Source organism: Streptomyces sp. 11-1-2 (genome assembly GCF_003595545.1).
Lineage (GTDB): Bacteria > Actinomycetota > Actinomycetes > Streptomycetales > Streptomycetaceae > Streptomyces > Streptomyces hygroscopicus_B.
This window is the reverse complement of sequence record NZ_CP022545.1, coordinates 7562768-7587643: the sequence shown is the minus strand read 5'-3', so window position 1 is coordinate 7587643 and position 24876 is coordinate 7562768. Positions and strand designations below refer to the sequence as shown.

Annotated in this window: 20 protein-coding genes, 1 pseudogene and 1 riboswitch; of the genes and pseudogenes, 12 read left to right on the top strand and 9 right to left on the bottom strand. The window is 70.2% G+C overall.

Annotated elements, in window-relative coordinates:
- Positions 1 to 23 precede the first annotated feature (23 nt).
- From CGL27_RS32715 to CGL27_RS32700, 4 genes are all read right to left on the bottom strand, one after another.
- Entirely contained in the window at positions 24 to 1028 is a 1005-nt protein-coding gene (locus CGL27_RS32715) for an ABC transporter permease (protein ID WP_119991576.1), read from the bottom strand.
- 451 nt (positions 1029 to 1479) lie between these two features.
- On the bottom strand, positions 1480 to 2274 hold the full coding sequence (locus CGL27_RS32710; RefSeq protein WP_119991575.1) for an enhanced serine sensitivity protein SseB C-terminal domain-containing protein: 795 nt from the start codon (positions 2272 to 2274) through the stop codon (positions 1480 to 1482).
- A gap of 112 nt (positions 2275 to 2386) precedes the next feature.
- Positions 2387 to 3169: an enhanced serine sensitivity protein SseB gene (locus CGL27_RS32705; protein ID WP_119994662.1), complete on the bottom strand. Its 783-nt coding sequence runs from the start codon at positions 3167 to 3169 to the stop codon at positions 2387 to 2389.
- A 292-nt stretch (positions 3170 to 3461) separates the two neighbouring features.
- A complete protein-coding gene (locus tag CGL27_RS32700) occupies positions 3462 to 4160 on the bottom strand; it encodes an AAA family ATPase (RefSeq protein ID WP_119991574.1) in 699 nt (232 codons plus the stop codon).
- A gap of 169 nt (positions 4161 to 4329) precedes the next feature.
- A riboswitch (glycine riboswitch) is annotated at positions 4330 to 4440 on the top strand.
- Between the two features lie 169 nt (positions 4441 to 4609).
- On the opposite strand from CGL27_RS32700, the gene gcvT reads away from it, so the two are divergent.
- From gcvT to CGL27_RS32670, 6 genes are all read left to right on the top strand, one after another.
- Positions 4610 to 5737: a glycine cleavage system aminomethyltransferase GcvT gene (gcvT, locus tag CGL27_RS32695; protein WP_119991573.1), complete on the top strand. Its 1128-nt coding sequence runs from the start codon at positions 4610 to 4612 to the stop codon at positions 5735 to 5737.
- A gap of 248 nt (positions 5738 to 5985) precedes the next feature.
- Positions 5986 to 6366 carry a glycine cleavage system protein GcvH gene (gcvH, locus tag CGL27_RS32690; protein WP_014055066.1) on the top strand — a complete coding sequence of 127 codons (381 nt, stop codon included), beginning with the start codon at positions 5986 to 5988 and terminating at the stop codon, positions 6364 to 6366.
- 25 nt (positions 6367 to 6391) lie between these two features.
- Positions 6392 to 7657, top strand: a complete 1266-nt coding sequence (gene glyA, locus CGL27_RS32685) for a serine hydroxymethyltransferase (protein ID WP_119991572.1) — start codon at positions 6392 to 6394, stop codon at positions 7655 to 7657.
- Between the two features lie 99 nt (positions 7658 to 7756).
- Entirely contained in the window at positions 7757 to 9139 is a 1383-nt protein-coding gene (locus CGL27_RS32680; RefSeq protein ID WP_078643846.1) for an L-serine ammonia-lyase, read from the top strand.
- Between the two features lie 129 nt (positions 9140 to 9268).
- On the top strand, positions 9269 to 9826 hold the full coding sequence (locus CGL27_RS32675) for a carboxymuconolactone decarboxylase family protein (protein WP_119991571.1): 558 nt from the start codon (positions 9269 to 9271) through the stop codon (positions 9824 to 9826).
- Positions 9823 to 10677: an RNA polymerase sigma-70 factor gene (locus CGL27_RS32670; RefSeq protein ID WP_119991570.1), complete on the top strand. Its 855-nt coding sequence runs from the start codon at positions 9823 to 9825 to the stop codon at positions 10675 to 10677. Before CGL27_RS32675 ends, CGL27_RS32670 begins: the two co-directional genes overlap by 4 nt.
- Before the next feature lie 114 nt (positions 10678 to 10791).
- Here the strand turns inward: CGL27_RS32670 and CGL27_RS32665 are convergent, their stop codons facing one another.
- From CGL27_RS32665 to CGL27_RS32650, 4 genes are read right to left on the bottom strand one after another with little or no spacing between them, the layout of a single operon-like run.
- Positions 10792 to 11127 (bottom strand): hypothetical protein, encoded by a 336-nt coding sequence (locus tag CGL27_RS32665; RefSeq protein WP_119991569.1) that lies wholly within the window; start codon positions 11125 to 11127, stop codon positions 10792 to 10794.
- Between the two features lie 26 nt (positions 11128 to 11153).
- On the bottom strand, positions 11154 to 12104 hold the full coding sequence (locus CGL27_RS32660; protein WP_119991568.1) for a hypothetical protein: 951 nt from the start codon (positions 12102 to 12104) through the stop codon (positions 11154 to 11156).
- Complete coding sequence (locus tag CGL27_RS32655) at positions 12035 to 12487, bottom strand: hypothetical protein (protein ID WP_119991567.1); 453 nt, start codon at positions 12485 to 12487, stop codon at positions 12035 to 12037. Before CGL27_RS32655 ends, CGL27_RS32660 begins: the two co-directional genes overlap by 70 nt.
- Positions 12450 to 13127, bottom strand: a complete 678-nt coding sequence (locus tag CGL27_RS32650) for a PrsW family glutamic-type intramembrane protease (protein WP_162953117.1) — start codon at positions 13125 to 13127, stop codon at positions 12450 to 12452. The genes CGL27_RS32655 and CGL27_RS32650 overlap by 38 nt, the downstream gene beginning before the upstream one ends.
- 309 nt (positions 13128 to 13436) lie before the next feature.
- Here CGL27_RS32650 and CGL27_RS32645 point away from each other — a divergent pair, with 309 nt between their 5' ends.
- From CGL27_RS32645 to CGL27_RS32640, 3 genes are all read left to right on the top strand, one after another.
- A complete protein-coding gene (locus tag CGL27_RS32645; protein WP_162953116.1) occupies positions 13437 to 18662 on the top strand; it encodes a DUF6531 domain-containing protein in 5226 nt (1741 codons plus the stop codon).
- A 2-nt stretch (positions 18663 to 18664) separates the two neighbouring features.
- Complete coding sequence (locus CGL27_RS50310; protein WP_162953115.1) at positions 18665 to 19093, top strand: hypothetical protein; 429 nt, start codon at positions 18665 to 18667, stop codon at positions 19091 to 19093.
- Between the two features lie 92 nt (positions 19094 to 19185).
- Positions 19186 to 19512 (top strand): hypothetical protein, encoded by a 327-nt coding sequence (locus CGL27_RS32640; protein ID WP_119991564.1) that lies wholly within the window; start codon positions 19186 to 19188, stop codon positions 19510 to 19512.
- Positions 19513 to 19786: 274 nt separating this feature from the next.
- On the opposite strand, the pseudogene CGL27_RS32630 reads toward CGL27_RS32640, so the two are convergent.
- Positions 19787 to 21097, bottom strand: a pseudogene (locus CGL27_RS32630) (diacylglycerol kinase family protein); the annotation flags it as partial.
- Positions 21098 to 21394: 297 nt separating this feature from the next.
- On the opposite strand from CGL27_RS32630, the gene CGL27_RS32625 reads away from it, so the two are divergent.
- The 3 genes from CGL27_RS32625 to CGL27_RS32615 are packed head-to-tail and all read left to right on the top strand — an operon-like array spanning position 21395 to position 24452.
- Positions 21395 to 22810, top strand: coding sequence for a hypothetical protein (locus CGL27_RS32625; RefSeq protein WP_119991563.1), 1416 nt, complete (start codon positions 21395 to 21397; stop codon positions 22808 to 22810).
- Positions 22811 to 22827: 17 nt separating this feature from the next.
- A complete protein-coding gene (locus CGL27_RS32620) occupies positions 22828 to 23664 on the top strand; it encodes a YhjD/YihY/BrkB family envelope integrity protein (RefSeq protein WP_119991562.1) in 837 nt (278 codons plus the stop codon).
- Positions 23665 to 23720: 56 nt separating this feature from the next.
- The gene (locus tag CGL27_RS32615) at positions 23721 to 24452 is read left to right on the top strand and encodes a hypothetical protein (RefSeq protein WP_078643831.1); all 732 of its coding nucleotides are present in this window, start codon (positions 23721 to 23723) and stop codon (positions 24450 to 24452) included.
- The last annotated feature ends 424 nt before the right edge of the window (positions 24453 to 24876 follow it).

The window sequence follows — 24876 nt, the reverse complement described above, 5'->3', positions numbered from 1 at the left end:
AGGGCGTGTCGTGCGCCGCGCCGTCATCGGGTGCCCTTCGGATCGAGCGCGTCGCGGACGCCGTCGCCGAAGAGGTTGAAGGCCAGCACCGTAATGAAGATCGCCACACCCGGGATGATCATGAACATCGGGTCGTCCTCGTAGGTGCCGACCGCCTTGGAGAGCATCTGCCCCCAGGAGGCGGTGGGCGGCTTCACGCCCGCGCCGAGGAAGCTGAGCGCGGCCTCGGTGAGGATGTTGGTGGGGATCATCAGCGTCGCGTAGACGGTGATCGGCGCCACCAGGTTGGGCAGCAGCTCACGGAAGAGGATGTAGCGCCGGCCGGCACCCAGGCTCCGCGCGGCCTCGATGTACTCCTTCTCGCGCAGCGACAGCGTCTGGCCGCGCACGATGCGGCCGACGTACGGCCAGCCGAAGAAGCCGATGACCGAGACCAGGATGGCGATGCGCACCCCGCTGCCGGTCAGTCCCAGCAGGTCGTTGGGGAGCACCGAGACCAGGGAGATGATGAAGAGCAGCTGCGGGAAGGCCAGCAGCATGTCCATCACCCGGCTGATCGCCGAGTCGACCCAGCCGCCGAAGTACCCGGCGATGATGCCGAAAATGGTGCCGAGGACCACCGCGACCACCGCCGCGAGGAAGGCCACCAGCAGCGAGATCCGGGCGCCGTAGACGACGCGGCTGAAGACGTCGCGGCCGTTGGACGGCTCCACGCCGAAGAGGAAGTCCGAGCTGATACCGCCCATGGACCCCTTCGGGGTGCCGAACAGCGGGTCGATCTCCTCCTGGTGGAACTCATTGGGCGGATGCCCGAGCAGGCTCACGATCAGTGGAGCGAAGATCGCCACCAGGACCAGGAAGACGACAACGATGCCACCCGCCAGCGCGAGCTTGTCCCGCTTCAGGCGTGTCCAGGCGATCTGCCGCAGCGATCTGCCTTCGACGGACGCTTTGACCACATCCGCCGCTACAGCGGCAGTCGCGACCGGATCGCTGTCCGTGCTCGTGCCGTGCAATGGTGCCGTCATCGTGGTGGAGACCCCTCTCGGCCGGTGGTGACCGGCCCACGACTCGCCGCTGTAGCGGCTTTGTTCACAACCCGGGTGAAAGTCGCGTTCTGGTACGGAACCTTTCAGGAAGGGGTCGTACGCAGGAACCGCACCCCTTGGAGCGGGAGTCTTCAACGCGTTTGTGATCACCCGCCAGTACTCCCGGACAATGGATGCCTAACCGTGATGTGGGGAGTACCGCTCCGCTATACGGACGGTCGCGACACGAGAACGCAGCAGTAACCTCGCGCCCGCTATGGAATGTTCGGCCCCAAAGGCCCGGAACACCGGGTGGGCAATCCCGTCAATCGGTGCGCGGACCAGCGGGCCAGTGGCGGATCGGCGGGTCGGCGGGTTGACGGATCGCCGGGTCGGCGGGTCGGCGGGGCAGCGAGTCGGCGGATCGGTACCGGCTCGGCGAGGCGGTGGATCAGTAGGCGGGACGCGGCGGCGGGTAGCCGTAGCCGTAGGACGGCGCGGCGGGGGCGGCGCCATAGGCGTCGCGGTCGAAGAAGGGCCGCGCGTTGGCCCGCATCCACAGGGCGACGGGGTCGTACTCGTCGGAGAGCGCGACCGTGGAGACCGGCAGCCCGTCCGGTACGGCGGTGATCGACTGCTCCATCATCACCCGCACCGACTGCACCGCAGGTGGGCCGCTGTCGTAGAGATCCAGCCCGATGGCCAGATACGGGGCGCCCAGCGCGGGCTGCACCCAGGCGCGGCGCAGCGACCGCACCGCGGTGGTGCGATGCGCGTTCTGCCCCAACAGGGCGTAGAACTGCGGGATGTCGATGGCGGGTTCGGTCAGCCGCAGCGGCCCGGCGGGCAGCCGGTCCAGACCGCCCGCGATCCGGCGCAGATCCGGCCACGGGATGCCCACTCCGCCGCCGCGGGCGTGGGGGTTGAGCCAGAGGCCGTAGCGGTCGCGGTAGAGCGAGTCGGCGATGAGGCGTCCGTCGACCACCTCATGCGCACGGTTCCAGCCACTTGCGGCCAGTTCCTGTGCGGAGGTCACGCACGGGGCGTAACCGAGGCCGTCCACATCCATGTTCCCGTACTGGGCTTCGGGCGTGCCGGGCGCACCGTGCCACAGCAGCATCCAGACCTGGCCCTCGCCGATGGCCTGCAGCAGCGCCTCATAGGCGTCGTACCGGCCGGGAGCGACCTGCTGCAACGCTCGCTCAACCTGGCCGGCCGCCGCCCCCCAATCCGCGCCCGCGCTCACCTGGGTCCGCCCCTTCTCTCGCCCTTGTCCCGCACCTCACCGGGGAGCGTGCTCGCACCCCTCCTGGTCATCAAACCAGCTTACGGGCCCCCGTAGCGGACCCTGGGGTGAGTCAGAGGTCACGGTCGTAGAACGGCCGTACGCGCCCCATCATCCAGTCGACCACCGGATCCCCCTGCGCCACATCCAGCAGCACGAGCTGGACCTTCCACCGCACGGGCAGCACGCCGAGGGCGCGGCCCAGCGCGTCCACCGCGCGCGCCTGACCCTCGGGGCCGGGGGCATCGAGCTGCACACCGACGAAGAGCGCCGGCTCGTCGCCCTCGACGCTGGCCAGCGCGCGCCGGGCGGTCCGCACCCCGCTGTCCTTGGCGAACTCGATCCCGGCGGCGGCCAGGAAGTCCACCGGCTCGTCCTGCCAGTCCGGTTCGAAGAGCCGCACCCTGCCCCCGGTGGCCGGGCCGTCTAGCTCACTGCGCCCGGCACGGCACAGCTCCCGGACGGCGGGCGGAGGCAGCGGTACGACCACCGCACCACCGGGGTTCACCGCGATGCCGAGCTGGGGCGGCAGGCCGCGGGCGAACTCCACGGCCGGGGCGATGGTGAAGGGCATATGGGAGCCGACGAGCTGCAGGAACTGCTGCTCGGAGCTGAACACCGGGACATACGCGGCGCCCTCGATCTCCATCGTGGGCAGATCGAGGTTCGGGCTGCCGGGGCCCCCGCCATTGGGCAGCGGAACCCAGACATGGCTACGGGAGAGCGTCTCGACGATGCGCGCTCCGGCCCCGGGGACGTCGATCGAGGCGGCCATCACCTCTTCGAGCTCATTGCCGGGAAACGCCGGATACGCGGTCTGCGCGCCGTCGGGGAATCCTCCGTGAGCCGGGGCCATGCCGTACTGCTCCGGGAAGCTCATCTTCGTCCAACCGCCATCTCGTCCTACCTGCCCAAAGCACCCTAGCGGCTGGGCGGCCCAGGGCCAGTGGGGGCGGCGTCATCTCCACAGCACTTCCCCACCTCGCCCGGCCCCGCGCCACCGTCACACTGGGTGATGCCCCGGTGGCCGATTTTCGGCCAAGGTCACCCGGCGTCTCCCTTCCTCCCCGGGGAACGGGGACCGCTCATCCGCCCTGGAGCGGGATCCCCCGTCCCCTCCTGTGCGGGACTCAATTCTGGTGCGGGGCTCACTCGAAGGAGATGCAGCGCAGCTCGCTCGCGGTCGAGCGGTCCAGCAGCACCGCCGAGGCGCACCCCTCCGGCGGCCGCCCCTCCTCCATCCCCGCGATCAGCCGCCGCATCGCGCGCCGATGCCGGCCGAAGGCATAGCCGGAGACCCCGCGGCCACGGGCGGCCTGGCCCTCCAGGGCCATCGTGGCGTCCACGTCCAGCAGCACCATGTGGAGGCTGCGGCCCCGGCGCCGCACGTCCCGGGCCAGCCAGCGGCGGACCCACGGCAGCGCGCCGCAGTCGTGCACCACGACGCTCACATCCGAGCGCAGCGCCCGGCGCAGCCCGGCGTAGTGGGCGTACCGGACCAGCGGGCGGTAGAGCGCGTACGGCAGCCAGCCGGGCATCCGGCGCTCCCACGCCTCCCGGGTGTTCTGCGAGTCCACCCGGATGACGACCGCGCCCGTCCCGTCCAGGAGGGGCACCGTCCGATTGATCAGCGTGCTCTTGCCGGCGCCCGGCAGCCCGGAGGCGACCAGCACGTCCCCCACCGGAAAGCGCAGCTCACGCGGGTCCGCGCCGCCGCCTCGCGGCTGGCCGCGCAGGTCGTGCACCGCGATGCGCCGCCCCGGGACGGCCGTCGACCCGGAGGGGACGCGGCCACGCCGTGCCGGCAGGAGCCTTTGCGCGGTCTCGTATGTTCCCTGCCCATGCACCGTGATCGTCCTCCCAGGTCGGTCAACGCTGCTCGTACCCGCAGAGTGTCAAGAAAAGGTAATGTCCATCAAGGCTGCCTCTGCCCGATCCGGCCGGAGCCGCCCCGATCGGGGCTTCCTTTCTCGGCCACACATGCGATGATGTCCGCGCAACTCCATACCGGCCGCTTGAATCCGCGCGGGAGAGTCCTTGGCCACCGGCAGTCGTGCCGGGTGTCCAGGGCGCCGAAGGAGCAAGTCCTCCCTTGAATCTCTCAGGCCCCGATACCGCGTGGACGAGGCAGATCTGAAAAGCGAGCCGCGGGCGCGGCTCCACCCAAGGTGCAAGCCGGGCCCCTTACGGGCGTCACGGCGAACCTCTCAGGTTCCGATGACAGATGGGGAGGACGCACGCGTCCTTGTCGTACGTCCTCGCCGTCGCGCGACCCCGATCTCCTGGAGCCTGAATCGTGACCGACGCCCCGCCCACCCCACGCCGCACCGCGCTGGACGCACGGCACCGTGCGCTCGGCGCCACCATGACCGACTTCGCCGGCTGGGACATGCCGCTGCGCTACGGCAGCGAGCGCGACGAGCACACCGCGGTGCGCACCCGCGCCGGGCTTTTCGATCTCTCCCACATGGGTGAGATCTCTCTCATCGGTTCGCAGGCCGGAGAGGCCCTGGATCACGCACTGGTCGGCCGGCTGTCCGCGCTCGCCGTGGGCCGCGCCCGCTACACCATGATCTGCGACGACGAGGGCGGCATCCTGGACGACCTGATCGTCTACCGCCTCGGGGACGAGGAGTTCCTGGTCGTGGCCAACGCCTCCAACGCCCAGGTGGTACTGGACGCGCTGACCGAGCGGGCCGCCGGTTTCGAGGCGACCGTAAGGGACGACCGCGACGCCTATGCGCTGATCGCCGTCCAGGGGCCCGAGTCCCCCGGGATCCTGGGGAGCCTGACCGACGCCGACCTGGAGGGGCTCAAGTACTACGCCGGACTGCCGGACACCGTCGCGGGCGTCCCCGCCATGATCGCCCGCACCGGCTACACGGGCGAGGACGGCTTCGAGCTGTTCCTGGCGCCGGACGACGCCGTGCGGGTCTGGGAGGCGCTGACCGAGGCGGGGGCCCCGGTGGGCCTGGTGCCCTGCGGTCTGTCCTGCCGGGACACCCTGCGTCTCGAGGCGGGCATGCCGCTGTACGGGAATGAGCTGACCACCGACACCACCCCCTTCGACGCGGGGCTCGGCCGGGTGGTGAAGTTCGACAAACCGGGCGACTTCGTCGGCCGCCAGGCCCTGGAGGCCGCCTCCCGCGAGGCGGACACCGTCAGCCCCCGCGCCCTGGTCGGCCTGGTCGCCGAGGGCCGCCGGGTGCCGCGCGCCGGATACGCCGTGGTGGCCGCCGACGGCTCACAGGTCGGCCAGGTCACCTCGGGCGCACCCTCGCCGACGCTGGGCAAGCCGATCGCGATGGCGTACGTGGACCCGGAGTACGCGAAGCCCGGCACCGAGGGAGTCTCGGTGGACATCCGGGGCACCCGGGAGCCGTACGAGGTCGTGGCGCTCCCCTTCTACCGCCGCGAGCGCTGAGCGGTCCCGCCGCAACGCGTCACGCCCCACCGGCGCCATCACATGGACCGGCACGGCGTCCACCGTCGCCGCATCCACCGGCGCCACATGGCGCCGGCACCGCATCCACAGGCGTCACACCCCGCTGGCGCCGCACCCACCGGCGTCACCGCTGGCACCGCACCCACGGCACCGCACCCACCGGCGTCGCGTCCCACCAGCTAAGACCCGTTTCCCAAGCACTCCCCCGTATCCAGGAGAATCGGACCATGAGCAACCCCCAGCAGCTGCGCTACAGCAAGGAGCACGAGTGGCTGTCGGCCGCCGACGAGGACGGCGTGTCGACGATCGGCATCACCGAATTCGCGGCCAACGCGCTCGGCGATGTCGTCTATGTCCAGCTCCCGGACGTCGGCTCCGCCGTCACCGCCGGTGAAACCTGCGGTGAGCTGGAGTCCACCAAGTCGGTCAGCGACCTGTACTCGCCGGTCTCCGGTGAGGTCACCGAGATCAACGAGGACGTGGTGAACGATCCGGCGCTGGTGAATTCCGCCCCCTTCGAGGGCGGCTGGCTGTTCAAGGTGCGGGTGACGGGCGAGCCGGAGGAGCTGCTCTCCGCCGACGCGTACACCGCCTTCGCCGAAAACTGACCCTCCTCTTCCGATCGGGACCCTGATGTCGCTTCTCAACAGCTCCCTGCACGAGCTCGACCCGGATGTCGCCGCCGCCGTCGACGCCGAACTCCACCGCCAGCAGTCCACCCTGGAGATGATCGCCTCGGAGAACTTCGCTCCGGCGGCGGTCATGGAGGCCCAGGGCTCGGTCCTGACCAACAAGTACGCCGAGGGCTACCCCGGCCGCCGCTACTACGGCGGCTGCGAGCACGTCGATGTGGTCGAGCAGATCGCCATCGACCGGGTGAAGGAGCTCTTCGGCGCCGAGGCGGCGAACGTCCAGCCGCATTCGGGCGCCCAGGCCAACGCGGCCGCGATGTTCGCCCTGCTCTCCCCCGGCGACACCATCCTGGGGCTGAACCTGGCGCACGGCGGCCATCTGACCCACGGCATGAAGATCAACTTCTCCGGCAAGCTCTACAACGTGGTGCCCTACCACGTGGACGCCGAGACCGGTCTGGTCGACATGGACGAGGTCGAGCGGCTGGCCAAGGAGCACCGCCCCAAGCTGGTGATCGCGGGCTGGTCGGCCTACCCCCGCCAGCTGGACTTCGCGGCCTTCCGTCGGATCGCGGACGAGGTCGGCGCGTACCTGATGGTCGACATGGCCCACTTCGCGGGTCTGGTGGCGGCCGGGCTGCACCCCTCGCCCGTACCGCACGCCCATGTGGTGACCACCACCACCCACAAGACCCTGGGCGGTCCGCGCGGTGGCGTGATCCTCTCCACCGCCGATCTGGCCAAGAAGATCAACTCGGCGGTCTTCCCGGGTCAGCAGGGCGGCCCGCTGGAGCACGTCATCGCGGCCAAGGCGGTCTCCTTCAAGGTCGCCGCGGGTTCGGCCTTCAAGGAGCGCCAGGAGCGCACGCTGGAGGGCGCCAGGATCCTCGCCGAGCGCCTGGCCCAGCCCGATGTGCGGGAAGCGGGCGTCGCCGTCCTGTCCGGCGGCACCGACGTCCATCTGGTCCTGGTCGACCTGCGCGACTCGGAGCTGGACGGGCGACAGGCCGAGGACCGGCTCCACGAGGTCGGCATCACGGTCAACCGCAACGCGATCCCGAACGACCCGCGGCCCCCGATGGTCACCTCGGGTCTGCGGATCGGCACCCCGGCGCTGGCCACGCGCGGCTTCACCGCGGAGGACTTCCGCGAGGTCGCCGACGTCATCGCGCAGACGCTCAAGCCGTCCTACGACGCGGAGGCGCTGAAGGCCCGGGTCACCGCCCTGGCCGACAAGCACCCGCTGTACGCCCATCTGTCCAAGTAACCCTGGACACGGGGGCGCGTCCGCCCTGGCGCGCCCCCACCGCACCACCCCCGCACGGCCCGCACGCCTCCCCCCGCGTGCAGACGAAGGAGTCCCCCGGTGGCCATCTCCGTATTCGACCTCTTCTCGATCGGCATCGGCCCGTCCAGCTCGCACACCGTCGGCCCGATGCGGGCCGCGCGGATGTTCGTCCGCCGGCTGAAGAACGAGGGCCTGCTGGCCCACACCGCCTCCGTGCGCGCCGAGCTCTTCGGCTCGCTGGGCGCCACCGGTCATGGCCATGGCACCCCGAAGGCCGTGCTGCTGGGCCTGGAGGGCCACTCCCCGCGCACCGTCGACGTCGAGGCGGCCGACGGCGAGGTGGAGCGCATCCGGACCACCAAGCGGCTGCGGCTGCTCGGCACCGAGATCGGCCCCGGCCAGGAGATCGACTTCGACGCGTCGACCCAGCTCATCCTGCACCGCCGCCGCTCCCTGCCGTACCACGCCAACGGCATGACGCTGCTCGCGTACGACGCCGAGGGCCATCCGCTGCTGGAGAAGACGTACTACTCGGTCGGCGGCGGCTTCGTGGTGGACGAGGACGCGGTCGGCGAGGAGCGCATCAAGCTCGACGACACCGTCCTCACCCACCCCTTCCGCACCGGCGACGAACTGCTGCGGCTCTCCCACGAGACGGGCCTGTCCATCTCGGCGCTGATGCTGGAGAACGAGAAGGCGTGGCGCACGGAGAAGGAGATCCGGGACGGCCTCCTGGAGATCTGGCACGTCATGGAGGCGTGCGTGGCCCGTGGAATGTCCCAGGAGGGCATCCTCCCCGGCGGCCTCAAGGTCCGCCGCCGCGCCGCCACCGCCGCCCGCGCCCTGCGCTCCGAGGGCGACGCGGCCGCCCGCGCCATGGAGTGGATCACCCTCTACGCCATGGCGGTCAACGAGGAGAACGCGGCGGGCGGACGCGTGGTCACCGCCCCCACCAACGGCGCGGCGGGCATCATCCCCGCCGTCCTGCACTACTACACGCGCTTCGTCCCGGGCGCCGACGAGGACGGCGTCATCCGCTTCCTCCTCGCCGCGGGCGGCATCGGCATGCTCTTCAAGGAGAACGCCTCGATCTCCGGCGCCGAGGTCGGCTGCCAGGGCGAGGTCGGCTCCGCCTGCTCCATGGCCGCCGGCGGCCTCGCCGAGGTCCTCGGCGGCTCCCCCGAACAGGTGGAGAACGCCGCCGAGATCGGCATGGAACACAACCTCGGCCTCACCTGCGACCCCGTGGGCGGCCTGGTCCAGATCCCCTGCATCGAGCGCAACGGCATGGCCTCGGTCAAGGCGGTCACCGCCGCGCGGATGGCCCTGCGCGGCGACGGCCGCCACCATGTCTCGCTCGACAAGGTCATCAAGACGATGAAGGAGACGGGCGCCGATATGAAAGTCAAGTACAAGGAGACGGCGCGGGGCGGGCTCGCGGTGAACGTCATCGAGTGCTGAGGGGGCGGCTCCGGCCGGGTCCGGCCGCTTCGGATGAGAGCCCGCCGGATGTCACACTCCGGCGGCCTGCTCTGTCGCACCTGCGGAAGGTCTTACGACCCCAGCCGCGACACGATGGAGAAACCCGCCATGGCCCGTATCTCGCTCACTCCGCCCAGCACGCTGCTCAACCGCATAGGCGCCTGGTACTCCCGGCGCACCTACGGCAAGGTGCTCGACCCCGGCCTGGCCATCGGCCACAACGGGCGGGTGCTGCTCACCTACGTCCGGCAGGAGCGCGGTGCCGCCAAGTGGAACCGCCTCGACCGGGGCCTCAAGCACCTCGCGGTCATGGCCGCGGCGGCCAGGATCAACTGCTCGTGGTGCATGGACTTCGGCCACTGGGAGGCCGACACCCTCGGCCTCCCGATGGACAAGATCTCCAAGGTCCCGCGGTGGCGCGACCACCAGGACGCCTTCACTGAGCTGGAACTGCTCGTCCTGGACTACGCCGAAGCGATGACCGAAACCGAACCCCGCGTCACCGACGAGCTCGCGGCCGCCCTGATCGAGCGGCTGGGCGAAGCCGCCTTCGTCGAACTCACCGCCATGGTCGCCCTGGAGAACTACCGCTCGCGCATCAACAGCGCCTTCGGCCTGACCAGCCAGGGCTTCTCGGACGCCTGCGAGGTACCGTCACGGACGTGATCGACGCGAGCACCTTCGAGCGCCACCGGCGCATGCTGTTCGGTATCGCCTACCGCATGCTCGGCAGCGTCGCCGACGCCGAGGACATGGTGCAGGACACCTGGCTGCGCTGCAGTCAGGTGACCACCCCGGTGGACAACCCGGTGGGCTATCTGGCCCGTACGGTCACCAACCTCTCGCTCAACCGGCTCACTTCCGCCGCCGCCACCCGCGAGCGGTACGTCGGCCCCTGGCTGCCCGAGCCACTGGTCACCCAGCCCGACGCGGGCGAGGAGGTGGAGCTGGCCGAGTCGGTCTCGCTCGCCCTGCTCGTCGTACTCGAAACTCTCTCGCCGCTGGAGCGAGCGGTCTTCGTGCTCAAGGAGGTCTTCGGCTTCTCGTTCAGGGAGATCGCCGGAATGCTGGAGCGCGGCGAGGCGTCCGTACGGCAGGTGGGCCACCGGGCCAGATCACACGTCCAGGCCCGCCGACCGCGCTACGACACACCGGCCGAGGTGCGGCGCCAGGTCACCGATGAGTTCCTGGCCGCCTGCCTCGGCGGCGACCTCAACCGGATGATGGAGCTGCTCGCCCCCGACGTGACGGCGTGGAGCGACGGCGGCGGCAAGGTCAAGGCCGCCCTCCGCTCCCAGCACGGCGCCGAAAAGGTCGCCCGCTTCCTCGCCGCCGTCCTCACCCAGCCGATGGACGACCCCCGGGTGCACACGGTCGACGTCAACGGCCGCCCAGGCCTGCTCCTCACCGTCGCGGGCCGCCCGGACACGGTCGCCTGCGTCGAGGTCGAGGACGGGCGCATCACCGAGATCCGCGTCATCCGCAACCCGGACAAGCTGCGCCACGTGCTGCCGTAGGCGGCTCGGGACCCACGCCAAGCGGCTCGGGGCGCGCCTCGTTGATCTCGCGGAGATCCTGATTGAGTTTCTCTTCGAGCATTCCCGGTAGGAATTCATCGACGGCCGCCCCTATCACGGTGCACGGGTAAAGATCTCCACGTCTTCGAGTGCGTCGGCGGCAGCGCCCGCGAGGGACTCGTCGCCCCGAAGCCTCCCCACCGCCTCGACCGCATCGGGTGACACCTGCCGGTGAAGCCGGGCAAGGTGGCCCAGCGCAAGCGCGGCGGCCCTGCGTACGTCGGAATCGGGGTGCGAAGTGAAGTGGATCAGCCATCGCTCCACCCACTCTCGGTCCTGAAGGTTCAGAGAGGCTGCGATCAGCGTCTCGGAGATTTCTCGCGGCTGCCCGGAACCGAAGATTTCCGCGGCTTTCTCTGCGGTAACCTGCTCAGGCTTTTGATACTCCATGGAAAAAGAAACTCCTAGCCAGGCGACTACTTGATCTTACCCTTGGCCGTCACGAGGCCCGCTTTCCGTAGTGCACTCTGCATCTGCTGACTCAGCTCATTCCACTTCCGGACGTGACCGTGATAGATGCCGGTACCGTTGTGCGTTTCGTCGAATACCGCGAACTCTCCGGCCTCTTTGTCCACTCCCACCCGTCGCGTCGTATTGGGGTTGAAGTTAATCGAACTCTCCAAGGTGCTCTGAGGGTTTGATGGCTCGGGGGCAGCGTTTCCCCTCTGGGTCTGTCCGTGCTTGGGCGAGGGCTGGAAGGTCAGGTTCTGCTGGTCTTCATCAGCGGACTTCGATGCCTCCTCATTCTGCCGGTCGGGCGAACCGTCAGCCCCAATGCCACCGCTCGCAGCCATCAAGACGATGCCCAACGCCCCGTACGCCGCCGCGTGGATGGCGGCCTCGCGCGTGATGACGGTCGCGCCCACTCGGGCGCCGGCCAGGGCGAGCCCGAGGCCGCCGCCGGGAGAGATGAGGGCTAGGAGGGACAGCAGGAGGAGGGCGAAGCCGAGGTAGGTCAGGAAGTTGTTCAGCGCCTCCAGGAGGTGGAGATTGCGGATGGCGGGGGCGTCCGGAGCCGCGCCGTCCGCGAGTCTGAGGAGCAACAGCGTGCCGACGAGGCAGCCGCCGAGTGCGGTCCAGATCCGGAATCGGATGGTGGCCAGCGCCTCGCCGTACGGCAGGGCGAGCGTCGCCCGCCAGGTGCGCAGCAGGCGCACGAGCAGCCAGCCCGTCCACAGCAGGCCCGCGATCCCGAAGCCGACCAGCACATACAGGCCGGTGCCCGACGCGAAGCGCTGTTGAAGATCGGCCGCGGACGGGAAGGAGCCGACCGCCAGGAGGAGCAGCGCCGGGATGGTCAGGGCGACGGATACGAGTACGTACCACTTCCGGCGCCGGTCCCGCAGCGTGCCGGCCGCCCCTGCCACGGAGCGGAAGTCGACGCCTGCCAGGCGTGTTCGCGGTCGGAAGCGTCGATCTGGGCGGCGGACCAGGCGACCGTACCGTGGAGGGCCTCGGCGCCGGGGTACAGCCCCGGGCCCGCCGCCCCGTAGAGCAAAGACCGCCGCAGCCGGGCGAAGCGCAACGCGATCAACGTGGACCAGGGCACGCACCAGGCCCCATAGGACGCCAGCGCGCTCAGGCCGGTCCTGCCCGCGCGCTCCGCCTGCAGCAGGACCCCCGGCACGGTCGCCTTCCCCCGCCACAACTGCCGCAGGTCGGCGGCCATGGCGACCGCCAGGCACACCAGCGGCACCGCCCACAGCGTCCCCTCAAACGTGTCGACCCAGTCCGCCGCGTCGCGATCCATCGGGTGCGCGGCAGCGTAGTTGGTGAGCATGTGGAGCGCGGAGGTGGCGGCGAGCGGCAGGACCCCGATCGCACGCGCCCAGCCGCGACCGCCGCAGCAGGACACCGACCCCGAACGCCGCCAGAGCCGTGTACACCAGATGGGGGCTGGTGGCGGCGGCCGGGGTGTGGTCGCCGAGTTCCAAAACCCCCTGTGGGGCGGGGAACCAGGAGGAGAAGACCTGCTCGACACCCGGAATGTACGGCGCGCGGAGGCTGTCGGGAATGGCCCAGCCGCCGCCCGGGTGCGGAATCGCCCGGTCCGCGTCCAGCCCGTACCGTGCCACAGCCTCCAAGAGCCCGAACCCGGCGCCCAGGGCCGCGCCGAGCACCACGTAATCCGTCAGCCCCCACTGGCGGCGGATTCTGACGTTCCACGCCACGAGCAGCAGCGGCGCCAGCTTCATCAGCTCTTCGATGACCGGGTCGACCTCATAGCTCGCGGTCTTCACGACGTCGGCCAGCGACTCCCCGGTGGCCTCGGCGACCCCACGCGTATACGCCAACTCCAGCAGCGCTGCCGCGACCCCGCATCCGTAGACGCCGACGGCTATGCCCAGCAGCACCGTGGAAACCCGCACCGACCGGGTCGGCGAGGACAACGCCAGAAGCTGCGCACGCCGTACACGCTCGCGGCCACCATGAGTAACGCCACGCCCAGTCCCCCCGACTGTTCGGCTCAGGTGGCGAGGCTATTGCCCAGATCGTGGTCGCGACAACGGGACTCCCACCTGCCGTGGACGGGGCGATGCCGGCGTCCGCGCCGCCGGCGGGCGTCGGACACGCGGACCCGCACAGAGCGCGGGTCCATGTGCCGCGTGCCATGAAGTCCCTTGTACGTGAGCGCCGTTCGACTTAGCGTGACGGATCACTGACAACGTCGGAGGGGGCTGCGGGGCGTGGCGTTCTGGATGGCTGCTGCGTCCATATGGGCGGTGTTGCAGCTGTTGTTGCTGTCCTGGCCGGTGCGGACGGTGCGGTGGCCGACGGTGCTGCTCGCCTTCGGAGTGGGTGCGTACGGCTGCGGTGTGCTCTCGATGGCCCTGGAACTCCTGGTGGCACGTCAGTTGGCGACCGCGCGGGAGAAATCGCTGTCGGGCGTCATGGATGTGGTGTCGTGGACGACGGCTCCGGTGGTGGAGGAGCTGATCAAGATCGCACCGCTCCTGGTCGCGGGGTGGGCACTGCGCAGGCGGATGCAGTGGGGGCTGGCGGACTTCGTGGTGCTGGGCGGCGCTGCCGGGGCGGGGTTCGGTCTGCTGGAAAAGCTTCTGATGTACGCCGAGTCCGCGGGTAAGGCCGTTCCCACGGATGAGGGGGGCTGGCAGATCCCGGAGGGACTGATCAACCCCCCGTACGTTCCCGGTCTCGGACAAATCCTCGGCAGTTGGTTTCCCTCATCGACCGGCACCGTCGAAGTCGGGGGTCCGGTACTCCCCTACGAGGCACACATCTTCGCCAGCGCGCTCGGCGGGTTGGCGGTGGGCCTGCTGTGGCGTGGTGCCCGCGTCCTGACCCGGGTCGCGGCCCTCGTGCCACTGGCCGGGGCCGTGGCGATCCACTGGGTGACCAACTACGCCGCGGCCTTCCCGGGCGACGACACCGCGATGGAGTGGCGGGAGAGGCTGGCCGGGGACTGGGGCCTGTGGATCATCCTGGGGTGCCTCGCCGTCGCGTGGATCTGGGATCTGCGCCGGTCCCGCCTGGGTCGGCGGCGCGAGCCCGGTGTCGTGCTGGCCGCCGAACGTCAGGGCCAGACCGCGTTCGAAGCTCTCTTCGGGTACGCCCTGCTGCGCCTTCCGGCCACTTGGATCATCGCCCTGGGCTACGCCCGGCAGCGCCGAGCGCTGCTGTACGCCACGGCCCACCCCCGTACCCGCGCGGAGAAGCTGGAGCCGCTGCGCGAGTCGGTCGCCCAGCAGACCCACCGTATGGATGCGACCCACAGCCAGGAGGCATGGCGTGGCGTGACCTTAGGGCAGTTGTGGCGCCGGGCACGGGAGCAGCGCCCCCTCTGGCCACGGCAAGAGAAAGTCCTCCTGGTGCTCAGCCTGCTGCTGGCCGTCCCCTCCCTGCTGTATCTGGCGGTGGGCTCCTTCCCGTCCACGAAGGATCTGCAGGAGTACTTCACCGGGGGCACCGGGCTGCACATCCTGGTCGGCGTTGGTCTGGCCGGGCTGGCCCTGACCCTGTGGCGCCTGATCTCCGCCGTACGCGGCTATCGGACCGCGAGCGCGTCCCCTCTGGGCGAGACCGTCGCCCTGGTCCAGTTCCGGATCGCCGTCTGCGCGGGCTCCCTCGTCGTCGGCGTCCTGCTGCTGTCCCGCTGGTCGGCGATCGCCGACGGCGAGGCCCCTCTCGCCGGCTACGACATCCTGGGCACGGACCGCTTCCTCCTGGCGAAGCTCCTCGAGGTCGGTCTTCCCCTCCTCCTCACCCTGGCCATGTTCGCCATGCCCTACGCGCTGCCGCTGGAGCTCGCCATGGGCGGCGGGCTGGCTGAGACCCTGCTGATGGGCCTCGCCCCGCGCGCCCTCGCCCCGATCGCCTCACGCCTCGGGGCCAGGCTGGCGGCGCGTGAGGCGACGCGATGGGCGCGCGGCGCTCTCCGCAGCCGTGGCCGGGGGGTGTTCTCCCGTACCTGGGACCGGGTGCGGCATGGTCGTACCGATCCGGTGGATGTGGCCACGGGGCGGATGTTCCTGCCGCAGACGGATGTGGAGCTGCCGGGTGTGCTGCCGCTGGCGTTCTCCCGCCGGGTGGACTCCGGGTACCGTGCCGGGCGGTGGTTCGGCCCGACCTGGGCATCGACGGCCGACCAGCGGCTGGAGTTCGACGAGCAAGGCGTGGTCTTCTTCACCGAGGACGGTCTGCTGCTGGCCTATCCGCATCCGGTGCCGGGCGGCGCCGCGGTCCTACCCGCCGAGGGTCCGCGATGGCCGCTGGCACGGACGGCGGACGGCGGTACGTACACCGTCGCCGACCCGGAGGCCGGGCTCGTCCGCACCTTCACCCCGTACCGCGACGAGGCGCTCGCGCTCCTGCGGGAGATCGCCGACCGCAACGGCAACCGCATCACCTTCACCTACGACGCTTCCGGCACACCCGTCGAGATCCTCCACAGTCGTGGTTACCGGCTCCGGCTGATGGCGGAGAACGAGCGGATCACCGGCCTGTGGGTGGGGGACGTGCGGGTGATGGGCTACGGCTACACCGACGGCCATCTCACCGAGACAACGGGCTCCTCGGGGCTTCCGCTACGTTTCGTCTACGACCGGGCCGGGCGGATCACATCCTGGATCGACACCAACAACCGCTGGTACTCCTACGCCTACGACGAGCAGGACCGGGTCACCGCCGAGGGCGGTGAGGGCGGCCACTACACCCTCCGCATCGGCTACGACGGGGTGGACCCGGACTTCCCCGGCCTGAAGGTCACGACCCTGACCTCACCGGACGGTGCGGTCACCCGCTATCTGATCGACGAGGCGCACCAGGTCGTAGGGGAGATCGACGCGGCCGGCGCGGTCAGCCGCACCATGTACGACCAAGCGGGCCGTACGGTCGCCGAGACCGACCCACTGGGCCGCACCACCGGCTTCCGCTACGACGAGCACGGGCACCTGACGGCCGTGATCCGGCCGGACGGCAGCGAGATCAGCGCGGTGCCCGACGCACAGGGCAACCCGGTGCAGATCACCGATCCGGGCGGCGCGGTATGGCGGCAGACCTTCGACGCGGCGGGCAACCGCACCACGCTCACCGACCCGCTCGCCGCCACCACCCGCTACATGTATGACGCGCGCGGAGGTCTGCTCGCCGTCACCGACCCGCTGGGCGCGACGACCCGGGTGCGCTGCGACGAGGCCGGGCTTCCCGTGGAAATCACCGACCCGCTGGGAGCCACGAGCTTCTACCAGCGGGACGCGTTCGGCCGCGTCGTGGCCGAGACGGACCCGCTGGGCGCGGTGACCCGCTACGACTGGAGCCTGGAGGGCAAACTCCTGCGCCGCACCGGGCCGGACGGCTCGGCGGAGTCCTGGACGTACGACGGCGAGGGCAACTGCACCACGCACACCGACCCCGTCGGCGGCACGACGGTGTACGAGTACACCCACTTCGACCTGCTGGCCGCCCGCACGGGTCCGGACGGCGTCCGCTACGAGTTCGAGCATGACGCGGCGCTGCGGCTGACGAAGGTCACCAATCCGCAGGGGCTGACCTGGAGTTACGCGTACGACCTGGCGGGCCGCCTGGTGACGGAGACGGACTTCGACGACCGTGAAGTGCGATACGCATACGACGCGGCGGGCCATCTCATCTCCCGGACCTCCCCATTGGGCCGGACCATCACATACGAGTACGACGTACTCGGCCGACTGATCCGCAAAGCGTCCGACGACCGCACCACAACCTTCACCTACGACCCCGCCGGGCTCCTGACCTCAGCTGCCGGCCCGGACGCGGAGATCGTCTACCAACGTGACCATCTGGGCCGGGTGACGTCCGAAATGGTGAACGGCCGCGTCCTGACACACACCTACGACCCCCTGGGCCGCCGCATCCGCCGCACCACACCCACCGGTGCCGTCACGACCTACGCCTATGACACGGCGGGCAACCGCACCGCCCTGATCACCGGGGACCGCATCCTCGCCTCGGCACACGACGCGGCGGGCCGCGAGACCACGCGCCGCATCGGCAACGCCCTCACCCTCACCCATACATGGGACCCGCTCGGCCGCCTGACGACGCAATCGCTGACCGGCGCATCCGGCAATGTCCACCACCGGGCGTACAACTACCGAGCCGACGACCACCTCATCGCGGTGGACGACAACCTGTCGGGCCGACGCACCTTCGACCTGGACGCGGCAGGCCGGGTGACGGCCGTCCACGCCCACGGCTGGACCGAGACCTACGCCTACGACGAGGCGGGCAACCAGACGGACGCGGCCTGGCCGAGCACACAACCCGCCCAGGAGGCGACGGGCCCCCGCACCTACACCGGCACGCGCATCACTGGCGCGGGCTCGGTCCGCTACGAACACGACGAGGCGGGCCGCCTCACCCTCCGCCAGAAGACCCGCCTGTCCCGCAAGCCCGACACCTGGCGCTACACCTGGGACACCGAAGACCGCCTCGTCTCGGCCACTACCCCCGACGGCGCGGTCTGGCGCTACCTGTACGACCCCTTCGGCCGCCGCACCACCAAACAACGCCTCGCGGCCGACGGCGAAAGCGTCCTGGAGCAAACGGATTTCACCTGGGACGGCCCCACCCTCATAGAACAAACCACCACCACCCCGGACCTCCCCCACTCCATCACCCTCACCTGGGACCACGAGGGCCTTCACCCCATAGCCCAGACCGAGCGCGTCACCGAAGCCACCACCCAACGCGAGATCGACACCCGCTTCTTCGCGATCGTCACCGACCTGGTCGGCACCCCCACCGAACTCGTCGACGAATCGGGCATCATCGCGTGGCACACCCGCTCCACCCTCTGGGGCACCACGACCTGGGCCGCCGACAGCACGGCCTACACCCCCCTCCGCTTCCCCGGCCAATACTTCGACCCCGAAACCGGCCTCCACTACAACCGCCACCGTTACTACGACCCCCATACCGCCCGCTACCTCACCCCCGACCCCCTGGGCCTCACCCCGGCCCCCAACCCTGCGGCCTATGTCCACAACCCCCACACCTGGACAGACCCCCTCGGCCTGGCCCCGTGCCGCGAGTTCCACACAGTGCAAGGCCCTGAAGACGCCGCGCGGCTACGACGTGACGGCACCCCGTGGCCCAGAGAAGAGAACCGGGGTCAATACGGAGAAGGTGTCTACTCGTGGGGGAGCAGGGCGGATGCCGAGCGCTATCTGGAACGTCGACAGAGCCGTGGGTATGACGTTGAGATACTGACCTTCAGAGTCTCCGGACACGACTTTGCAACCCTACGCAAGGCCGATATGATCGAAATGAACCCCAATGAAGCGGAATTGTTCATGACCCGCCATAGCCGACTGTACGGCGATGGAATGCCGCACGATTACGACTACATACGGGGTAGAACCGGAATGGGCGAAGAGCACTTCTTCAGTAAATCCGTATTCCATCTGTTGAAATTCCTGGAATAGCAATGACAGCCATTCGAACATTCAGATTCCGCAAGCGCTTCTCAAGCGGGGGCCTTGCTGCTGATCTGTCTGCCGAGAGCACCGTGAACGGCAGACCAGACAAACAGCATATCCAAATCCACCGAAAGATTTATCTATCTCCTCCGCCGGGCATCCATTGGAAAGATCTGGCGTGGCTCTGCGTCGGCGTATCGCTTCACTCGGAGAACCTCTCCTCACTCCATCCTGAGGGCGTAGAGATCGCAGTCCATCGACTCACTTTTCCGCTCAGTGACTACCGTTCGGAAGTCGCAGCCCTCGCCATCGACGGATGGCTGCGAGAAGAATTCAATCTTCCCGACACGGGAGCACGAGTAGATTATTCTCCCGAAACAGACTCACATGCATTCCATTGGGGAGATACACAAGATCCGTTCGCGGACAACTTCTAGGCATACGCCCCGCTGGCGCACCACTCACACACCATCAATGGCGAGATAATCGACATGTTGTCCACTGCCGCAGGCATCGGAATGGCGGGCTCTTGAGCGTCCGCCGACCGATCATCGCCGCCTGGGCGGGGCTATGCCTGGCCGGCATCGCCGCCACCTCCGCCCTCAGCTCCGAGCCGTACACCGACAAGCCGGGGGCACCCGCCAAGCAGCCGACGCCAACGGGCACGCACGCCATCGACTGCCAGGAGATCGCCGACGACATCGAGCAAGCCCGTGCCGAGGCCAAGAGCGAGCAGCAGGAAGCGGTCCACCCGTCCGCGCTCCCTCTGCATCAGGGCACCGCCACCGTCAAGACGGTGGCGGTGCCGGAGGAGTGCGCTGACGAACTCGAAGACCGCGGTCTGAAGACACCGTGAGGATGGCACTTCCCACGCCTGTATGTCCTGTCGCTACGACCCGGCCATTGGCCGCACCGGCGTGGTGCAGGCGGTGCACGGCGTTGCCGAATCGCGCTTCGGCCACCGGATGACCAGCGATCGCGTCGCGTTCCTCCGGCCGGAGCGTGGCGGGGTCGAGTGGACGGCCGACGCCGGGGCCCTCCGTTTCCCGGCGGACGGGGAGGGAGCGGACGGGGAGGGAGGCGCGCGGCACCCGCACGCGCCGTAACCGTGATCGGTGCGGTCCGCGCCCCGCCGCCGTCCTGACGGTGGTCAGCGCCAGTCGCCGCACCCTGTGCCAGTCCATGGCCGGGCTGCCGAGCGGCACCCCCGGGCGGTGTCTCGGGACCCGTACGCGCAGGGCGCCCGGCGCGATGTGGCAGTGGAGCGGAGTCCGCAGGGTGAGGGGTTCGCCGTCCACGCCGACCGGGACGGCCGGCTCCCGCGCCTCGACCGCCACGTCCCCGGCTGTCGCGGAGACCAGTCCGGGCGCGTTGCGGCCGCGCAGCAGCCCGGCCGCCTGTGTCGCGGATTCGACCGTGATGCCCAGCACGCCGAGGACTCCGGAGTCCAGCCGCTCGCGCCGCCCCAGGCCCGCCGGGTCCCCCGCGCGGTAGGGGTTGTTGCTGACCAGGACGGCTTGCGGTCTGTCCATGACGAGTTCTCCCGCCCTCACCACGAGATCCGGCCCCGTCTCGTGGGTCAGCAGGTCGGGGAGGAGCTGAAGGGTGGTGCGGACCTTGTCGTCGCGGTAGGCGGGGCTCTGGACGACGGCCGCGTAGGCACCGAACGAGGCGTTGTTCACGAACACGCGGTCACCGATGAACCCCAGGTCGACGCGGAGCTCGACACCGTCGGTGAGCGCCTCCAGACAGGCCGACGGGTCGTCCCGGTCCAGCCCGAGGTCCAGGGCGAAGTGGTTGCGGGTCCCGGCAGGGATGACCACGAAGGGGACGCCGCGCTCGGCCGCCACACCCGCCACCAGCGCCTGCGTGCCGTCGCCGCCCGCCACGCCCAGCAGATCGGCGCCCTCCTCGACGGCGCGGCGTGCGAGCCCGACCACCCCGTCGACGGGGTCGGGGTGGTCCGGGTCCAGGACGGCCACCCGTGCGCCCAGCGCCTCCGCCTTCTCCCGCAGGCCCAATCGGTCGACCTTCCCACCGCCGGAGCGCGGATTCATGATCAGGAACGGCCGTTCCGGCGGTGCGACCCGACGTTCCTTCGGGCGCCGGGGTCCGGTCTCCTCCGCCAGCGCGAACCGTCCCGAGGCAACCGCCAGCACCCAGAGCGCCAGGGAGACCAGCACCACCCACAACAGCCCGGCCAGCGCGTAGAGGACCAGGACGGCGACCGGCGCCGCCACCGCCAGGACCGCGGCCAGCGCCCTGACCGGCCCTCTGTGGACGAGCGTCCACCACACGCCCGCCAGCGTGACCGCCATCCCGCCCACCCCCACCGCGACCAGGACCACGCTCCGCGCCCCGGCGAACAGGAGAAGGATCACCACCGCCATGGCGCCCGCGACCAGGGCCAGGCGTGCCGTCCAGGGTGCCGCCGACGTCATGTGACCTCCCGGGGGCTGGGGCGTGCGGCGTCGGGCAGGGCGGTCTCACGGGTACCCCGCGCGGGGCTCGCCACCGCGCCACCGCCCTACCGCGCCACCGCGCCCACCACACCGGCTCCCGGCTCCCGGCCTCGCCACCGTGAATCGAAACGGCCCGTCGCCGCGTTTCCAGAACCTCGGACCGCGGATCGAGGAGATGCCCCGCCCGCCGGGGTGACGCACGCCGTGACGCCGCCACTCCCCCGGCGACGCCTCCGTCCGGTGGCGCTTCCCTCCGCCCCGCGCGAGGGAGGACCCATGGATTCGTCCGCCGACGCCTCCGGCCCCGCCGAGCCCCAGCCGCTGAGCGGGAGCGAACGACGGGAGTACGAGCGGTTGCGCGGGGCCGCGACCGTACGCCACCGGCGGCTCCGCCACGCGGGCGCGTGTGTGCTGCTCGTCCTGGCGGTCCTGCTCTCCCCGCTCGCCGTCGTCGCCACCTGGCTGCACGAGGAGATCACCGACCCGCACCGGTACGTCCAGACCGTCGCCCCGATCGCCAGGAACCCCGCCGTCCAGTCCACCATCACCAACCGGCTCACCAAACGCGTGGTCGACCAGGTCGACGTGCCCGCCATCACCGCCCAGCTCGCCAGGAACCTGGACAAGACCGGAGCCCCGTCCGTCGTCGTGGACGGCACCCGGATGCTCGGCGGGCCGCTGGAGAGCGCCCTCAACGACGCCGTGCACCGCGTGGTGCACAAGGTGATCACCAGCGATCAGTTCCCGCTGGTGTGGGACGCGGCCAACCGCCGCGCCCACGCCGCCGTCGTGAAGGTCCTCACCGGCGAGGGCACCAGCGCGGTCCAGGCCCGTGGGAACGCGGTCGTCCTGGACATCGGCACCCTTGTCGACAACGTCAAACAACGCCTCGTCCGGGCGGGCTACGAGAAGGCCGCCAAGATCCCCCACATCGACCGGCAGTTCACGCTGGTGCGGACGGACAAGCTGGACAAGGCGCAAGGCGCGATGCGCCTCCTCGACATCGTCGGCACCTGGCTGCCCGCCGTGACCATCGTGCTCGCCGCGCTCGCCGTGTGGGTCTCCCCCGCACATCGGCTCACGCTGCTGGCCGCCGGGATCGGCACGGCGGTCATGATGGTCGCGCTACTGGTCGGCCTGGCCGTGGTGCGCGGCGTCTACCTGGACTCCGTCCCGCCCACGACCCTGCCCCGGGACCCGGCGGCCTTCATCTTCGACACGCTCGTACGCTTCCTGCGCGAAAGCACCCGCACCCTTCTCGTCGTCGCGATCGTCACCGCGCTCGCCGCGTATCTGTACGGCCCCGGGCGCGGGGCCCGCGCCGTCCGCTCGGTCGCGGCGCGCGGCACCGGCGCCATCGGCCGGGGCCTGGCCCGCGTCGGAGCCCGCACCGGGGGCTTCGGCCGCTGGCTGGACACTCACCGGGCCTGGACCACCGGCGTGGCGATCACGGGCGGCGCGCTGGCCCTGGTGCTGTGGAACCACCCCACTCCAGCGTCCGTCGGGCTCGTCCTCGGCATCGTCGTGGGGGTCCTGGCGCTGCTCGGCGTCCTCGCCGGGGCGTCCGGCCTTACAGCGCACGGCCCCACGGCGTCCGGGCCCACGGCGTCCGGGCCCACGGCGTCCGGGCCCACGGCGAGCGGCCCCGCCGCCGACGGCCCCGCCGCGAGCGGCCGTCCCGGGCATCCCTGACGGCCGGGCGGTATGCCATGAGGGCACCGCGGGCGCTGTGGGAGCGCGTCACGACCGCGATCGGCCACGGCCCGGCCGCCCGGTTCCTGGAGCGGCTGGTGGCGGTGAACGTGCTGGAAGCCGCCACCCGGCTGGCGGCCCAGGCGTTCCTCACCGCCCTGCCCCTGCTGATGGCCCTGGCGGCCTTCGTCCCCGACACACTGCAGAACCTCCTGGCGGACTCCCTGCGCTCGGTGGTGGGCGTGCGCGGTGACGTCCTCGACGAGGTGCGCCGTACGTTCACCACCCGGGGAACGGCCAAGAACACCTCGGGGGTCGTCGGGCTGCTGGTCACCCTGGTGTCCGCGACGGCGTTCAGCAGGGCGCTCCAAGCGGTCTGCGAACGGTGCTGGGGGCTTCCCAGGGCTGCGGTGCGGGTGGCGGCGTGGCGCTGGCTGCTGTGGCTGCTCGTCTGGCTCGCGGTGCTCCTCATCCAGGCGCCGCTGCGCAGAGGGTTCGGCACGGGCATCGTCTCCGGGCTGGTGCTGTCCCTGCTGTCGGCCGCCCTGCTGTGGTGGTGGACCCAGCATCTCCTGCTGAGCGGCCGCGTCAGCTGGACGCATCTGCTGCCGGGCGCCGTGCTCGCCAGCACGGGAACCGTCCTGCTCGGTTACCTCTCCCGGTTGCTCATGCCCGTGGCCATGGCCCGCAGCCTCGCCGACTTCGGCCCGCTCGGCCCCGTCTTCACCCTTCTGACCTGGCTGATCGTCGTCTTTCTCATCGCCGTGGCCGGTCTCGCGGCCGGGCCGGCGGTGGCCTCGTCGGCCTGGTATGCACGGACCACCCGCCCGCCGCGGGGGCGGGAACGCCCCTGAAGGCCGCCTCGAATATCGTTCGAGAGCGGCCCTCGCGCCCTGCTAGCGTCCCTCACGTGGCGAAACTCAATCAGATCATCGCAGTGGAGAAGGGCGTCAAGTCCAAGACGCAAGCCGACCTGACGGCGTCCCAGCGCCGTTTGGACAAGCCGGCGCTGCTGGCGGGGATTTCCCGTACGTATCAGCCGAAGGACGAGGAGGGCGAGCAGTTGCCGCCCGAGTCGACGCGGGTGCAGGTGAAGGCGGAGGACGTCCTTCGCGATACCGCGACGACGCTGACCCGGCTGTTCGATGTGACCGCCACCAAGGACTGGACGAACTGCGAGGCCCGTGCGGACATCGAGGTCGAGGGGCGCACGCTGCTGCGTGATGTGCCGGTCTCGTATCTGCTGTTCCTGGAGAAGCAGTTGTCGGATCTCGCCACCTTCATCCGCAGGCTGCCGACCCTGGACGCCGCCGAGTCGTGGTCGCTCGACCCGTCGACGGACAGCTGGAAGACCGAGGCCGTGCGGACCGTCCGTACGAAGAAGGTGCCCAGGAACCACGTGAAGGCGGAGGCCACCGAGAAGCACCCGGCGCAGGTCGAGGTGTACTACGAGGACATCCCCGTCGGCTACTGGACGACGGTGAAGTTCTCCGGGGCCCTTCCGGCGCGGCGCGTCAATGAGCTGCTCGACCGGGTGGAGAAGCTCCAGCAGGCGGTCAAGTATGCCCGCGAGGAGGCCAACGGCGTCGACGTCGCCGATCAGCGCATGGGCGAGGTGGTCTTCGGCTACCTGTTCGGGTAGCGTCATGGACTCCCCGGCCGCCGGGTCAAGCGGCGGTGCGGGGTGCGCGAGGAGCGCAAGCTGAAACTGAAGCTCGTCGTGATGCACGTGGTTGCGCTGGAAGGTACTGACAACCTCTCCGAGCACTTGGTCACGAGAGGGGACGGTCCGCCTCAGGAGGTAGCCGGGATTAGCCCCCGGTCTTCGAGCGGGCCGTGCGCCCGTGGCACGCGTTCAATCTCAGATTCTTGCTCCAGCCTCAGCATTCGCCGCCGATCGCCTCACCGACCGGGCACGGGCTTGGTCGTCGGATGCCGGTTCGAATCCGGCCCGCCCCGCTTCGTGGAGCGGTAGTTCAACGGAAGAACACGACGACATCAGATTGACCCGTTCCCATCCGGGGGGCGTGCGCAGTTGGGCGGCATCACAGGGCCCGGGGGATGGC